A 13,579-nucleotide genomic window follows, 5' to 3' on the forward strand; every position below is an offset into this window, starting at 1 on the left:
AGGCCACGATCCATGTCGCTGTCATCAACCAATGGCTCGGGCAGTAGTGAGGGCGGGCCACACGCCCGCCCTATCAACTTCGAGACAGGCCCTAGGTCCTCACCGGCGAAGGTGACATCGAGGTCGGGAGAGGTAGCCATCCTTCACGATGCCGCGGTCCCGGCGAACCGCCAGAGCAGAACGCGCGGTATGCGGCATGACAGGGCGCCGTCGTGAGCGGAGTGGCGATGCGCGTGCTTGGTTGAATATCGCATTCGCGCAACGCGATTGGCGAAAACCGGCCTATCGGCGGCGAACCCTTGCGAGATATGGTCACTTATCCGGGCGTGTGAGTTGCGGCGTCAGCGGATGGAGTCAATCAGCACCGGTGGCTTGGTCCCGGAGCCAACGGGAATAGGCCGGATCGATGTCGGGCGCGAGCCGCTCGAACTCACGAAGTGCGTCTGCGGTGCCGGTCAGGCGCGCGTGGTGGGCGGCGCGGGCGGCGCGCAACATGGGTTCGTTCGGTGAATGGGTCAGGCCCGCCTGGGCGGCGGCGAGGGCGGCGGGATGATCGCCGCGCTCCGCGTGCAGGTCGGACAAATCGAGATACAGAGACCAGTTGTCGGGCTCCAGGGCGAGTGCGCGGCGGAATGCGGCGGCCGTTTCGTCCAGGTTTCCGAGAAGCCGCCAGGTCCCGCCTCGGACGACCTCGGTCAGCATGGTTCGGCCGACGCGGTCGGCGCGGTCGCACAGCGCCAGCGACTCGTCGGTTCTGCCCAAGAGGCGAAGGGAGATCGCCAGCCCGGCAAGGTCTTCGGGGCTCAGGTTCAACCGAGTCGTAAGTGTCTGGATCGCCCGCAGCCAGGGCGCGGCGGCCGGGTCCTCGGGCACCGCCGCATGGTCGAAGAGCAGATACACGGCCTCCCGCACCGCTTCGATACTTACCTTGGACAGGAAAGACACATCGGCGAACCACGGCGCGTCAGCCCACGCTATGTGCGGACTGATGCCGCTGAGTGCCCCGAGAGTAGTCGCAGCATCGTCCATCCGACCGCTCGAGAAGTAGGCGAAGGCCAACAGCGGCGCGACAGTCGGATCGTCGGCAGGCAACTCACCGAGCGTGGGTAGCAACTCGACCGCAGCCGCGTAGACCTCGGCTTCGGACGGCGTGGCGGCGATCGCACGAGACAGGTGGCGGGCGGCCCGTTCGCGATCACCGCCGCAGTGCGCCAACACATTGGCCACGATGACATCGATGGACATCCGACCACAGTATGCGATAGCGATCCACCGTCCAGACCCGAAATATATTGGAGTCGACGATGTTTGACCCACAGTGCAGCCCGGTCGCCGGTACCCCCGCACTTCGCGCCCGTGGCCGGGAATCTCCGGCAAGTGATACAGACATTCATCCGGAACTCGGCAGTAGTGGACGTTCCGCCTGCCCCGGAGCGACACGGCCAGTTGATCTTCCGACGCCCAGCGCTGGCCGGTTCGGTCAGCGCGGTATGCGGCAGTACAGTGCGTTTGCCTGGATGCGGGCCTCGTCGTTCGCGCTGAGAGGATTACCGGTAGTGGAAGTGGTCTTTCTTCATGACGCTTCTCCGGGGCAGGCAGTTGCTGTTCGCTCGGCGAGCGGTGAATGGTCGGCCGTCTGGCGAGGGCACGGCCGTGCACGCGAGGGCGAGGCGTGTCTGGTGGAGCTGGGCATCGATGAGGTCGAATCCTGGATCGGCGCAGTCGGAATCGGTGAATTCAGTGGAGTGAAGACCCTGGACGGGGCAGTTGTGGTGTGTGGAGAGGTCTCGACGGCATATGACGATGGTGTGATCGCGTTGAGCCTCAATCCGGGCACGGTCCTGATCGAATCAGATCTCGCACCCGCGGTTGGTACCGGTCGGCACCTATGCCTCCGCCCAACCTCGATCGAGATCTTTCCGACAGGCGTCTGAACGAATCCACTGCCCGCTCATCGGCATGAGGGTGCGTTCGGCCGGCCCGCAGCTCGGCCGATCCGAGCCGCCCGTAAGCGGCAGAAGAGTGCGTTCTCCAGCCGCTTTCCGGCTCCTTGGTTGGGCGTGTCACCAGAAGCAGACCAGGTCTTTCTTGGCCTCCCGAGATGCGAGCATGCACTCGATCACCAGATAGGGGTCTTCGTCTTCTTCGTAGTCGTATTCGTCGTCATCATCCAGTTCATCGAGCTCCTCGGCACACATCTCTTTGCACCCACAGCCCCAGCCGCCTCCCTCGGCCACAGGCAGGAGGCTCCCGTCGTTCAATCCGTTGACAAGCTCGTATTCGTCGAAATCCTCATTGCTGAAGCGGAAGTCCGCATCGAGGAGGAACTCGCCACCAATGGCCTCACAGATGGACTCGAGGGCATCGACGTAGTCTTCAGCCCTGTTCGCCGTCGAGGGTCAGCTCCCGCCCCGCCGCCAGCGATGCCAGGGCGGGGGATTTCGGGGAAGGCCGCGTTGAGGGAGTTGCCGTTGCGGCTGATGATGTGGCACACGCCGTCGGAAATCCATGCCAGGCAGCGGATTCCGTTGTAGGTCCATTCGTAGGCGTACCGGGTGTCGTCGTCGGCGGGAGCGGGCCCGGGCGTGGCGAGCATCGGCGCCGGATGGCGCACCATACGCAGAACGCTACCCGCAGAAAATACCGAACGGTCGCATCATCGTGAGGCTTCGGGGTCCCGTATCCCGGGTGGAATTCGCCGTACCGGCCGTGCCGGGAACTACCGGCGACTGCCGGTCGAGCCGGTTCTGGTCATGTGGGTGTGGGTGGCTCGGCGGCGGGGTGCATGACGGCGTGCCACCACGATTCGAGCCGACTCGGCTCCGGCCAGTGCACTACCGGCACATCGTCGTCGGAATCGGGGGTGATGGCGGGTGTGATCGTAGGCCGTTTTCCCGGTCGGCGGACGGGTCTGTCACTGCGTGGTTCGTGTGGGGTTGCTGTCATGGCGCGCCTCCGAATCCCTGGCTCGACGCCCGGTCTCACCGGGGCGGGCTGGATTCTCAACTCGCGGCGGCGGTGTACGCCGAGGTCGACCGCACGCGAGCAACGCCACGAACACCCAAGGGCAATGCCGAGGGGTCTGCGCCACCGCAAAAGGGGGCCGACGTAGGCGAGGGTAGGCGTTCAAGGTCAACGGCAGGCTACGTTCGACCCGATTCCCGGGGTCTGCCACATCGGATGGACGAGTTCGGATGGACGAGGGTCTCGCCCCAGCGTCGCGGTAGTGAACGTGGGGCGAGACCGCACGATCGGGAAGCTGCGAACGAGCGATCCCTCCATGCGTTCACGGGTAGCGGCGCCCGCGCCGCAGCCTCTTGATTGCAGGTATTGACAACCTGCCTCAGGCAGCGCATCATTTAACCACTTGGTTAATTAACCGAATGGTGTAATAAACGTCATGTCCGAGGATCAACTCGACTCCGTCTTCGCCGCCCTGTCCGATGCGACCCGGCGGGCGATACTCGCCCGGCTCGCGGAAGGGGAGGCGACAGTCGGCGAGCTGGCCGAACCGTTCGCGATGAGCTTGCCCGCTGTCTCCAAACACCTGAAGGTGCTCGAGCGCGCCGGGCTGATCACCCGAAGCCGCGACGCACAGTGGCGTCCTTGTCGACTCGAGCCCGCCCCGCTAGCAGCGGCGACCGACTGGCTGGAGCGCTACCGAAACTTCTGGGGCGATCGCCTCGATCGCCTCGACGAACATCTGCAACGCATTCAACATAAGGAGCTACCGTGACCGAACACCTGGACCTGCCACAGGGGGACCTGCGGCTGCTGGATACCACTATCGCGCGCGAACTGCTGGTGGCGAATCTGCCTGCCCGGCTGGCCTTCACTGCCGCCGACGGCACCCCACGCGTTGTCCCGATCAACTTCTGGTGGAACGGCGAGGAGGTGGTGATGACCGGATTCGCGCCCTCGCACAAGAACCGTGCGTTGCGCGCTCGGCCCGATGTCGCCCTCACCATCGACACCAACGACGCTCCGCCACAGGTGCTGCTGCTGCGTGGCCGTGCTGAGATCAGCGAATCCGACGGCCTTCTACCTGAATACGCGGCGGCCATGCGCAAGGGCGGCGATCCCGCGGTGGAGGAGTATCTGCAGTTTGTGGCCGGGATGGCGCCCCGTATGGAGCGCATCGCCGTGCGACCCACCTGGGCTGCGGTGATGGACTTCCGTACCCGCTTCCCCAGCGGCGCACCCGACTGGATGACCGGTCAGCAGCAGCCCGCCTGAACCCCTCGCGACAATCCGAGAGAACCAACGCCTCATGAGCAACCGCGAATTCACCCTTGTCCGTGTCTTCGACGCGCCCCGCGACCTGGTCTTCCGGGCCTGGATCGAACCCGACCAGATCGCCGAATGGGCCGGCCCCCACGGCTTCACCACCCGCGGCGACAGCATCGTCGCCGAACCAGTTCCCGGCGGCCGCTACGAATCGATCATGGTCTCCGACACCGACGGCACCGAATACCGCAACGTCGGAAGATTCCGCGAGATCGTCGAACCCGAACGGTTGGTGTTCACCTGGGGTGACCCCACTGGCGATGGCGGCCCCGAGCAAGATTCCGTCATCACGGTCACCTTCGCCGATGCCGGAGAAGGCAAGACCGCTATGAACTTCCACCTGCTGGCTCCCGGCCCGTTGTCCCCGGACGACAGCGCGGCCTACGGCTGGGGCCAAAGCTTGGACCGCCTCGCACATACCCTGTGACAGCGGCTGTGGTCCGGGGGGACGGGACCCGATATCGCAATCGGCAGAACGAAATCTGGTCGAACCTGTGAACCGCACTCACCGACATCTATCTGGCCAATGTGACTCCACAGCTGCGTAACCGACTGTTCGTCCTTCATGCCTGCCGACCTCGAGCCCGGACAATGGCACCAGTGGCTACGTGAACGCGCCAGCGTCATCGCGCAGCCGCGCGCCGTGGTCAGACAGTTCGAGTCTGCGCTGGCGTGCTCCCGGCATCGCGCCGCCGATGACGGCAACGCGGTGCCATGTACATCCTTGGCGTGCTGCTGAAGGGCCGTGGCGACAACGCCGCCGCCGAAACCTGGTACCGCCGCGCCGCCGAGGCACGGCCACACGGGCACGATGTTCGACCTTGGTGTCCTGCTGAAGCGCCGTGGTGACCCTCGCCGCCCCAGACGCCGTGCACAATCTGCAAATCCGGCCGCGGGCGGGTAGAGAGGATGCCGGGGCCTAGTGGCGGCGTGTCGCGCGGATCGCGCTCAGGCCGCGTCGGTGATTCGAATGGCGGCGTGTCGTTTTGGGGTACACCCCAGCACCACACTCCTACTTGTGCAGAAACCGAGAGCTCGTTGATGAACAGGATCACGTTGCGCCGCAGGTCTTTCGCAGTGCGCCCGGCACGTTCCAGCAGCAGCTGCCAGGTGGTGGCGACCTGGGCGCGGGCGGCGTCCTTGTCCAACGCGGGGACGGTCATGAACAGCACGTCGAGGTCGTTGATGTCGCGGCCGCCGTCGAACACCATCCGCCCGCTGGTGTCCTCGAGGTTCTCGAACAGGTTGGTGCACTTGATCAGCGCGTCATCGAGCTGCGGGACTTCGCCCACTGCGACGACAAAGACGTCCTCGACCGCGTCGGGCTCCGCGTCCGGGACATGTGGGACCGGCTACCCGAACGCAGCCCGCACCAGGGCGAACAGCGTGGACAGTGGCGCCCGCCGTCGGGTGCCGCGCGGGCGCATCAGCAGCGGGTGTCGTTGGTGGACAAGGCGATCGACTACGCGCGGTTGCCGATCCCGTCCAAACCCGATCTCGGAGAAGCGATCGGCCAACGGAGACCGTGTGCACCTACGTCGACCGCCGCGCTGATGGGCATGTCGAAGGCGGGCCGCAATATCGACGCGGGCCTGCGCGGCGAGCACGCCCATCGCTTCGACCTCGCCGCGCGAATACGGTTTCGGGGCAAACGATTCGGCCTCGACCGAACAGGTTTCGTGGGTCACGGTGAACAGCAGAAAGGTCGGGCACCGTGGTGGTGCCCGGCCTTCGAGGCTGCGGGGAGCGTTAGGGGGCGACGATGTTCTCGCCGTCCGCGAGGTGGATCACGATGACCGGGTCCTCGTCGAGACGGGCACGGACAGCGGCCAGCACGAGGCCGTCGTCGGCGACGTCGACCCGATGGGTGTCGAGGCTGCCGGCTACGGTGACCGCTACCGCGTCGGCGGCGGCGTAGCCAGTGACGCCGAACCATCCGACGTTGCTGGTGGTCTTCCCGAACCGCTTGGCCTGCTTGGCGTCCAGCGGGACCCCGAACCGGTCGATGCGCAGACCCTGACTTCGGCGGCGCCCGGTCGATCCAGGTGTCGGGTCAGTGGAGTTCCTCCGTGTGGCGGCCGTCGGTCCCAGGGGCCCAAGCCGTCCGGCGGCGGGATTCGTCCTCCTGGGCTAGGCGCCGCAGGACCGCCAGGACCGGTTCGAGCAGCAGTACGACGATCGCGGCGTGCTCGGCGAGTCGCAGGCGGTCCTTGATGTGTTCGAGTCGGTCGAGGTCGAGTCGTGCTGCGGCGGCGGCGAGTTCGGCGTAGGGCAGGAGTTCCTCGGTGCTGTACTCCATGCCGAGGCGGTTGAGGTCCATCAGGCTTGCGGCGAGTGCGTTGCGGTGCGGGGATGCGTCGGAGATGTCCCAGCCCATGGCCCGCAACAACGCGTCGACCCGCGGAGCCTGTTCGTCGACCGCGCCGGTCTCGGCGGCGTCGACCGGGGTGGGCAGGGCGTAGTGGACGACGCGGAGCGTGTCCAGTGGTTCCAGAGGCTGGTCGATCGCCGTGAGGACGTCGCGGGTGGCGGCGATGGACAGGCCGCCACGGGCGGTCAGGGCGCGGATCAGGCGCAGGCGCTGGACGTGTTCGTCCCCGTACAGGGTGAGGGTGGCGCCGAGGGATTGGCCGGGCGGCAGCAGGCCTTCCCGCAGGTAGTACTTGATGGTTCCGACCGGCGTCCCGGTCAGGCGGCTCAGGTCAGAGATCCTCATACGCTCACTCGCTCGGACGGTTCGGTGTGGCCAGTCTCTCAGACACCCAAATGGACGCACACGTTCAATAGTGTCACTATCTAGCTAGAAAGTTAAGGTTTCCAATCGGCTCGGTTGACCAGCCGCGATGACAGGAACCCTCATTCCCGCACTCCGACGCCTTCTCGGCGCACATCGAAACTGGAGCACCATGCCAGCGCCACGCCTCACCAGAACCAGGTGCCACAAGCAGGCCCCTGCCGCCGCACTCAGCTGCGGGAGCCGCCATGTCTGAGCACGCACTTCGGGCCAGCGCCCGCGGGCTGCTGCGCAGTAAGAGCCTGTGGCTGCCGTCGGCGCTGATCCTCGGACTGCTGTCGTTGGTCCTGTCCCTGCTGTACCTGGGCGCCAACAACGACCCGGTCGGCTCGATGAAGGACCTGCCGATCGCCCTGGTCAACGCCGACCAAGGCACCCAAGTCGCCGGCAAACAGATCAACCTGGGCGCGCAGATCACTCCGCAGATCAGCGGCGCCGCCGATCTGAAAGGCAAGGTCGCCTGGAAGCTGGTCGACCGCCACACCGCCGACGACCTCCTCGCCAAGGATGAGGCGTTCGGCGCGCTCGTCATCCCGGAGGATTTCTCCGCCTCCGTGGCCGCCCTCGCCGGGCCGGCCCACCACGAGGCACACCCGCCGACCATGACAGTGCTGACCAACCCCGCCGCGGGAAGCTTCGGCTCCTCCATGGCCGCCGAGATCAACCGCAAGGTCGTGCAGAGCACCTCTGCCCAGGTGGGTGTGCAGCTTGCGCAGGTGCTGAGCCAGCAGGCCGCCCACCAGGCCGCCACCGGCTCCGCCGAGCAGCCCACCGCACCGGGTGCCGCCGCGCAGCTGATGATCGCCGACCCCGTCAAGGCCACCGTCGAGGAGGGCTACCCGCTCGGCCACCACAGCGGCCTCGGGCTGAGCGCGTTCTTCTACACCCTCGTCCTCGTCCTCGGTGGCATGTTGGGCGCCAACGTGATCCACGCCCAGGTGGACACCGCCCTCGGCTACCTCGCCAACGACAAGGGCCCGTTCCGCACCGTCAAGCCCGTGCAGCACATCAGCCGGGTGCGCCACTTCGCGGTGGGCTCGGTCCTCATGCTCATCCTGTCGATGCTGACCTCCGCACTGGCGATGGCTGCCGCCGTCGGCATCATCGGCATCGACGCCTCCCATCTGCCCATGTTGTGGATCTTCGGAACCTGCGCCACCGCCGCGATGGGCATCACCGCCCTGGCTCTGCTCGCCGCCTTGGGCACCCCGGGACCCATTGTCTCGATGCTCGTGCTGATCGGCCTGGCCATCCCGTCCGCCGGTGCCACCATCCCGCTGCAGGCCCTGCCGGGCTTCTACCGGTTCCTCGCGGACTTCGAGCCCTTCCGGCAGGTCGTCGACGGCGTCCGCGCCATCCTCTACTTCGACGCGCAGGCCGCCGCCGGACTCGGCCGCGCCTGGACCATGGTCGGCATCGGCTTCGCCGTGGCCCTGATCCTCGGCGTCGCCATCACCCACCTCTACGACCGCAAGGGCCTGCACCGGACCGCGCCCCCACGAACCGGGATCACCGCTTGCCCCGCGGAGCCGACGCGCGCATGAACGCGGGTCCTACGCCGGCCTTGGCGGAGGACCCGGCGCTGCGGCCACTCGGCCGCCTCTACCGCATCGCCGCCCTCTGGAAGGCCCAACTGGCGCCGGTTCTCAAGGAGCGCGGGCTCAACGCCGCCACCTTCCACGTACTCGTGACGCTGCGTCAGACCGACGCCTCCCATAGGTTGACCACCAGCCAACTGGCCGCCCTCGACAGGGTCACCTGCTCCGTGATGACCGTGCGCGCGGACAAGCTGGAGAGGGAGGGGCTGATCACCCGGGAACGCGACGAGCAGGACCGCCGCATCATCCACCTCAGGCTGACCGAGTACGGCCTGGACCTGACCGACCGCCTCCTCGCCCACTATCACGCAACCGAACAGCAGCTGCTGGCAACGCTCGACGCCGACGAACACCTGGTCCTCGCGAAACTTGTCAGCAGCCTGGAACGCTCGATTGGCCGCCCGGCCGAGCCGCATCGGTCGAACAGGAATGCGACCCAGACATAGTCACGCGCCCGCGCCGAAGCGACGAGTGTCTGCCGGGCCAGGAGTTCCGCTCTATCACGGGCGGTTCCGGTGAGCTCACGCAACGGGGCCGGCGGTTTATCGGCGAGATGGAATACGGCCAGGAAGTCCATGCCCGTCCGGGAGGCTCCGCTGAGCCCCCATCCGGTGTCCGGGTGGGGGCTCAGTCGTTTCCGTTGGCGCCGCGGGCTGGCCGGTTCGGTCAGCGTGGTACGCGGCATAGACAGGGCGTTCAGATTTTCGTTGCGGGTTCGGTGTGGGTGGCCGTGAGGATCATCGTGACGAGGAAGTTCGTGAAGGCGGTGCGTTCGGTGGTGAGGTCGCCGCGTAGCCACATGGCGAGGACTTCCAAGCAGCCGCTGACGAGGGTCAGGGCGATCAGTTCGAAGTCGGAATCTGTTGCGGGGCCGGTGATGTGCTGGCGTCGGGCTTCGCTCACGACGAGCGCGGCGACGAGTTTGGTCAGCTGCTGGCGGCCGGTGCGCAGGGTCCGGTGGCTTGGGATTCGATGAAAAGCCGCGCGCGGCCGGGGTCTTCGGTGAGGAAGTCGAGTGCGTTGTTCACCACGAGCCGGGTCTGTTCGGCGGGAGTGTCACCTTGGCCGGCCGCTTCGGTCAGGGTGGTCAGCGCCAACGCGATGTGATGCTCCATGACCGCGCCCATCAGATCGTCGATGTCGGCAAAGCTTTCCCGGAAGTAGCGGTCGTTGAGCTTTGCGGCCGCGCACACCTTGCGCACCGTCACAGCCGTAACCCCTTCGGCGGCAAGCAGATCGAGGGCAGCGTCGAGCAGGGCGGCGCGGCGTTGGGCGCGGCGGTCGGCGGCGGGGGTGCCGCCGTAGGGCCGCCGCACGATCCTCGGGGCAGGCTGGTTCATGGCCCGTCCAGACTGCCATGTCGTGGTGGCGGCCGGCATGGTGGTCACACCGCGTGCACTCGCCGGGCGCGGGTGTCGGCGAGCCGGTCGTGGCGGCTGTAGCTGCGGTCGCCGTGGTTCAGGGTGCGCATGCGGTCGGCGAGGCGGGCCAGGTTGCGGTGTCCGAGGCTGGCGTGCAGACCGTCGAGGCCGGGGACGATTCGGCGCGGGTACTCGTGCAGGCGGTTGGAGACGGCGACGGCCACGACGAGTGCCTGGAACGATTTGTTCTCGGGCAGTCCGAGGTCAAGGGCGACACCGATAACCGGGCGAACCCGGACCACCCGAGAAGGAGCACACCATCGCGACCACACGCCCTCGCATCTGGATGGACGCCCCGCATTCGGGCATAGGAAGGTTCAAAGCACCTGCGACTGTGGCCCCCGGGCCGCAGGGTGTTTGAACGTCCCATCGTCATCTGCAGGTGGGGGTGATTAACAAGAAAAGGTGATCAAACACAGAAGATTTGCTGTTTCAGAAATCGGGTTTCCGACCCTACCGTTGCTCCTCGACCGGCCCCGCCGGGAGTAGCCCGGGTCGCTGGTCATCAGTGGTGCCGATCAATCGGATTGGTCTCGCGATGATGAGGATTCGGAATGAGAAAGTTAGCCACGGTGCTGCTCTTGCTCGGAACATTGGTGGTTCCGTTCATGCATGGCACCGCTCCCGCAACAGCTGATCCCGGCGGCATGAAGGGCCCGCTGAGTACGAGCGGGCGTTACATCGTCGACGCCAACGGCAATCGGGTGAAGCTGAAGTCCGGCAACTGGCACGGCTCGAGCGGTACCTGGAACGGCAGTGGCGACGACGAGGTCGCCGCGAACAACTTCGCCGAGGAGAACGGGCACCGGGCCCCGCTGGGCCTGGACCGGGTGCCGATGGCCAAACTGATCGCGGACTTCAAGGCGCTGGGGCTCAACAGCATTCGCCTGCCGTTCTCGAATGAGATGATCACCGACGCCCGGGCGGTGCAGGGACTGACGGCCAATCCGGACCTCAACGGACTGCGCCCGATCGAGGTGTACGACCGAGCTGTGGCCGCCCTCACCTCGGCCGGACTCGGCGTCATCCTCAACAATCACACCACCACCACACGCTGGTGCTGTGGCGTGGACGGCAACGAGCGCTGGAACTCGGGCCAGTCTTGGGAGAAATGGATCGACGACTGGGTGTTCATGACCGCCCGGTATCGCAACGATCCCGGCGTCATCGGCGCGGACCTGCGCAACGAGGTGCGCCGCGACACCTGGGACAACCCCAACTGGGGGCAGGGCGACAGCCACGACTGGGCCGACGCCGCACAGGAGGCCGGCGACGCCATTCTCACCAAGGGCAATCCGGATCTGCTCATCATGGTCGAGGGCGTCAACTGGATGGGCATCCCCACCGACCTGACCTGGCACGAGCGTCCGATGCTCGAGCCGATGAAGCGGTTGTCCACCACCTTGGTGAAATCCCACAAGGTCGTGTACGCGGTCCACTTCTACGGCTACATCGGGCCCAACCACACCGGCGGCACAGGTCTCGGCGGCGGTGAGACGCACGACCCGCGCTTCCGCGATATGTCGCGCGCCGATCTGTTCAAATCGATGGACGAACGCGCCGGTTATGTCGCCACGACCGCCGACACGCACTTCACCGCCCCGGTCTGGGTCAGCGAATTCGGTGTCGGCAAAACCGATGCCAACGACCTGGACAAGGCGTGGTTCAAGAACATGGTCGACTACCTCATCGACCGCGATCTCGACTTCGCCTATTGGCCGATCATCGGCTTCCAGCAGAACGACAAGGGCAACTCCTGGGGTCTGCTGCGCTATGACACCACGGGCGGGCTGCGCAAAATCATCGACGCCGACGACTGGCGCGGTGCGCATTTCACTCGTCTGATGGACGCGAACGGCTTCACCGGCAAGGTCACCCCGACCCGCACCTGGTCCATGCTCCAGGGCATCCACGAGGACGACAACCGCTCGATCCGCGCCGCCGCCGACTGGGACAACGGCGCGCACAAGATGGTGTGCCCCGACGGCCAGCGACTGTTCGGTGTCACCGACCGCGGCCAGGGCGGGCTCTGCGGTGACGCCACCTTGGGCGATTTGTGGCAGTCCGGCACCGGCGCGGTCAAAGTCAGCTCCGAGAAGGTCAGCACCGACTGGGCGAACGGTTTTACCAAGTATCAGTGTGCCGAAGGACAGTTCATGATCGGCTACAGCCTGCGCGGTGACGCCATGTCGGGAATCCTGTGCGCACCCGGCCGGGTCCCCCTGGCGGGTGCGGGCCGCACCCTGTGGTTCGACCGCGGCGACAACCGTCCCGCCTCCGGTGAGGGCGGCGACTGGGCCAACAGCTACTACAAGGGCCAGTGCAACGCCAACGAGTACGTCGCCGGAATCGCCTTCTCCGGCAACAACAACCGCGGCAACCGGCCGCAAGCGCTCTACTGCCGCACCCTCCCCTGAGCCACGGCTGCACAGCAGCCGGGCCCGAAGTTCCACGGTGTGGGCCTGACTCCCCTGCCCTGGAATTCGGGCCCACCGCCGGCCCGATCGGTTTCCCGGTCGTCTCACCCGTACTCCCCGAGACGGCCGGGAACCCGACCACGGACGCGGTGGACGCGTGGTTGTGAGACAACGCGCACGCTCGGCTGCAGAACGGCACGGTCAGATCCTTCACGGCGTGGACTTCGAGGCCTGATTCAAAGTCGGCCAACGCCGCGACCTGCTCGCGGTCCGCCAGGCGATGGTTCGCGGGCAGCATCACCATCAGCGGTTGCCGGAACAGCCGTTCGAACCGCAGCCCGGCGTCCTCGAACGGTCTGCGCACGATCGCAACATCTACCTGTCCGTTCGCCAAGCCCGCCGATGGGGTTTCGTAAGTGGAGTGGTTCAGCTCCAGGCTGACCTCGGGATGGCGTTCCCGGAACATGGCCAGGATCGGCTCGGTCAAGGTCAGCGCCGCTCCCTCGAGGCAGCCCAGTACCAGCCGGTCGTGTTCACCGCGATGGATTGCCCGGGCCTCCTCGAGCCCGGAAGCCAAACTGGCCAACGTGTCTCGTGCATGTCGCAGAAATGCCGCTCCGGCCGCCGTCAGCTCCACCTGCCGGGTGGTCCGCGAGAACAACGTGACGTCCATCTTGTGTTCGAGCAGTTTGATCTGGGCGCTCAGGCCCTGCTGTGACAGGTGCAGCCGCTGGGCGGCCCGGGTGAAGCTCAATTCCTCCGCGACCGCGATGAAGTACTGCAACTGTCGGGAATGAACTTCCATGCGGGGCATGCCTATGCAGGTCAGGAGTCCGAAATGGGTTGTTTACCAGGCTCTTCTGTGAACGATCAGCAATTTGTAGCAGTCCGCCAGTAAGCCGCCGACGCTAGCAGCACAGCGGGGCCGGAATCGCCCGCTACGGTGGGCGTCGCCTGCGACATTGTTGTTCCTGCTGAATTGCTGGAAGTGGTGCTTGCGCGTGGGGGCTGGTTGCCGCCTGGCCGGACACCCCCTGACCGATCACGGACGCAGGCCGGTGG

The 13,579-nt window shown here is 66.3% G+C and carries 15 protein-coding genes and 1 pseudogene; 7 read left to right on the plus strand and 9 right to left on the minus strand.

Annotation, left to right across the window (positions count from 1 at the left end):
* Positions 1-354: 354 nt before the first annotated feature.
* On the minus strand, positions 355-1,245 hold the full coding sequence (locus tag ACFXKA_RS37890) for a tetratricopeptide repeat protein (RefSeq protein WP_379431087.1): 891 nt from the start codon (positions 1,243-1,245) through the stop codon (positions 355-357).
* Positions 1,246-1,556: 311 nt separating this feature from the next.
* Here ACFXKA_RS37890 and ACFXKA_RS37895 point away from each other — a divergent pair, with 311 nt between their 5' ends.
* Positions 1,557-1,934, plus strand: coding sequence for a hypothetical protein (locus ACFXKA_RS37895; protein WP_379431088.1), 378 nt, complete (start codon positions 1,557-1,559; stop codon positions 1,932-1,934).
* Positions 1,935-2,063: 129 nt separating this feature from the next.
* Here the strand turns inward: ACFXKA_RS37895 and ACFXKA_RS37900 are convergent, their stop codons facing one another.
* The gene (locus ACFXKA_RS37900; RefSeq protein ID WP_379431089.1) at positions 2,064-2,237 is read right to left on the minus strand and encodes a hypothetical protein; all 174 of its coding nucleotides are present in this window, start codon (positions 2,235-2,237) and stop codon (positions 2,064-2,066) included.
* A gap of 1,163 nt (positions 2,238-3,400) precedes the next feature.
* Between ACFXKA_RS37900 and ACFXKA_RS37905 the strand changes: the two genes are divergently transcribed.
* Genes ACFXKA_RS37905 through ACFXKA_RS37915 form a run of 3 tightly spaced genes read left to right on the plus strand, consistent with a single transcriptional unit; the run spans position 3,401 to position 4,714 of the window.
* Positions 3,401-3,736, plus strand: coding sequence for a metalloregulator ArsR/SmtB family transcription factor (locus ACFXKA_RS37905; protein ID WP_364611996.1), 336 nt, complete (start codon positions 3,401-3,403; stop codon positions 3,734-3,736).
* Positions 3,733-4,236 carry a pyridoxamine 5'-phosphate oxidase family protein gene (locus tag ACFXKA_RS37910; RefSeq protein ID WP_379431090.1) on the plus strand — a complete coding sequence of 168 codons (504 nt, stop codon included), beginning with the start codon at positions 3,733-3,735 and terminating at the stop codon, positions 4,234-4,236. The genes ACFXKA_RS37905 and ACFXKA_RS37910 overlap by 4 nt, the downstream gene beginning before the upstream one ends.
* Positions 4,237-4,270: 34 nt before the next feature.
* Complete coding sequence (locus ACFXKA_RS37915; protein ID WP_379431091.1) at positions 4,271-4,714, plus strand: SRPBCC domain-containing protein; 444 nt, start codon at positions 4,271-4,273, stop codon at positions 4,712-4,714.
* Positions 4,715-4,934: 220 nt separating this feature from the next.
* On the opposite strand, the gene ACFXKA_RS37920 is transcribed toward ACFXKA_RS37915, so the two are convergent.
* The 3 genes from ACFXKA_RS37920 to ACFXKA_RS37930 form a co-directional block, all read right to left on the minus strand.
* Positions 4,935-5,579 carry a hypothetical protein gene (locus ACFXKA_RS37920; protein WP_379431092.1) on the minus strand — a complete coding sequence of 215 codons (645 nt, stop codon included), beginning with the start codon at positions 5,577-5,579 and terminating at the stop codon, positions 4,935-4,937.
* A 60-nt stretch (positions 5,580-5,639) separates the two neighbouring features.
* A complete protein-coding gene (locus ACFXKA_RS37925) occupies positions 5,640-5,975 on the minus strand; it encodes a hypothetical protein (protein WP_379431093.1) in 336 nt (111 codons plus the stop codon).
* 365 nt (positions 5,976-6,340) lie between these two features.
* A complete protein-coding gene (locus ACFXKA_RS37930; protein ID WP_379431094.1) occupies positions 6,341-7,003 on the minus strand; it encodes a MerR family transcriptional regulator in 663 nt (220 codons plus the stop codon).
* Between the two features lie 266 nt (positions 7,004-7,269).
* Here ACFXKA_RS37930 and ACFXKA_RS37935 point away from each other — a divergent pair, with 266 nt between their 5' ends.
* A complete protein-coding gene (locus ACFXKA_RS37935; RefSeq protein WP_379431095.1) occupies positions 7,270-8,625 on the plus strand; it encodes a DUF3533 domain-containing protein in 1,356 nt (451 codons plus the stop codon).
* Complete coding sequence (locus tag ACFXKA_RS37940) at positions 8,622-9,125, plus strand: MarR family winged helix-turn-helix transcriptional regulator (protein WP_379431096.1); 504 nt, start codon at positions 8,622-8,624, stop codon at positions 9,123-9,125. Before ACFXKA_RS37935 ends, ACFXKA_RS37940 begins: the two co-directional genes overlap by 4 nt.
* Positions 9,126-9,375: 250 nt before the next feature.
* Here the strand turns inward: ACFXKA_RS37940 and ACFXKA_RS37945 are convergent, their stop codons facing one another.
* The 3 genes from ACFXKA_RS37945 to ACFXKA_RS37955 are packed head-to-tail and all read right to left on the minus strand — an operon-like array spanning position 9,376 to position 10,342.
* The gene (locus ACFXKA_RS37945) at positions 9,376-9,582 is read right to left on the minus strand and encodes a hypothetical protein (RefSeq protein WP_379431097.1); all 207 of its coding nucleotides are present in this window, start codon (positions 9,580-9,582) and stop codon (positions 9,376-9,378) included.
* A gap of 23 nt (positions 9,583-9,605) precedes the next feature.
* Entirely contained in the window at positions 9,606-10,058 is a 453-nt protein-coding gene (locus tag ACFXKA_RS37950; RefSeq protein ID WP_379431098.1) for a TetR/AcrR family transcriptional regulator, read from the minus strand.
* 5 nt (positions 10,059-10,063) lie between these two features.
* The gene (locus ACFXKA_RS37955) at positions 10,064-10,342 is read right to left on the minus strand and encodes a hypothetical protein (protein ID WP_379431099.1); all 279 of its coding nucleotides are present in this window, start codon (positions 10,340-10,342) and stop codon (positions 10,064-10,066) included.
* Between the two features lie 312 nt (positions 10,343-10,654).
* Here ACFXKA_RS37955 and ACFXKA_RS37960 point away from each other — a divergent pair, with 312 nt between their 5' ends.
* Positions 10,655-12,517, plus strand: a complete 1,863-nt coding sequence (locus ACFXKA_RS37960) for a glycoside hydrolase family 5 protein (protein ID WP_379431100.1) — start codon at positions 10,655-10,657, stop codon at positions 12,515-12,517.
* A gap of 298 nt (positions 12,518-12,815) precedes the next feature.
* Here ACFXKA_RS37960 and ACFXKA_RS37965 read toward each other — a convergent pair.
* A pseudogene (locus ACFXKA_RS37965) lies at positions 12,816-13,331 on the minus strand (LysR family transcriptional regulator); the annotation flags it as partial.
* Positions 13,332-13,579: the final 248 nt, after the last annotated feature.

The sequence above is a fragment of the Nocardia sp. NPDC059228 genome, from assembly GCF_042754245.1.
In the GTDB taxonomy this organism is placed as follows: domain Bacteria; phylum Actinomycetota; class Actinomycetes; order Mycobacteriales; family Mycobacteriaceae; genus Nocardia.

Bases quoted from the DNA above. Each gene is read 5' to 3' on its own strand.
- ACFXKA_RS37960 (WP_379431100.1), top strand. From the start codon at position 10,655: ATGAGAAAGTTAGCCACGGTGCTGCTCTTGCTCGGAACATTGGTGGTT.
- ACFXKA_RS37940 (WP_379431096.1), top strand. From the start codon at position 8,622: ATGAACGCGGGTCCTACGCCGGCCTTGGCGGAGGACCCGGCGCTGCGG.
- ACFXKA_RS37905 (WP_364611996.1), top strand. From the start codon at position 3,401: ATGTCCGAGGATCAACTCGACTCCGTCTTCGCCGCCCTGTCCGATGCG.
- ACFXKA_RS37930 (WP_379431094.1), bottom strand. From the start codon at position 7,003: ATGAGGATCTCTGACCTGAGCCGCCTGACCGGGACGCCGGTCGGAACC.
- ACFXKA_RS37915 (WP_379431091.1), top strand. From the start codon at position 4,271: ATGAGCAACCGCGAATTCACCCTTGTCCGTGTCTTCGACGCGCCCCGC.
- ACFXKA_RS37935 (WP_379431095.1), top strand. From the start codon at position 7,270: ATGTCTGAGCACGCACTTCGGGCCAGCGCCCGCGGGCTGCTGCGCAGT.
- ACFXKA_RS37890 (WP_379431087.1), bottom strand. From the start codon at position 1,245: ATGTCCATCGATGTCATCGTGGCCAATGTGTTGGCGCACTGCGGCGGT.
- ACFXKA_RS37950 (WP_379431098.1), bottom strand. From the start codon at position 10,058: ATGCCGGCCGCCACCACGACATGGCAGTCTGGACGGGCCATGAACCAG.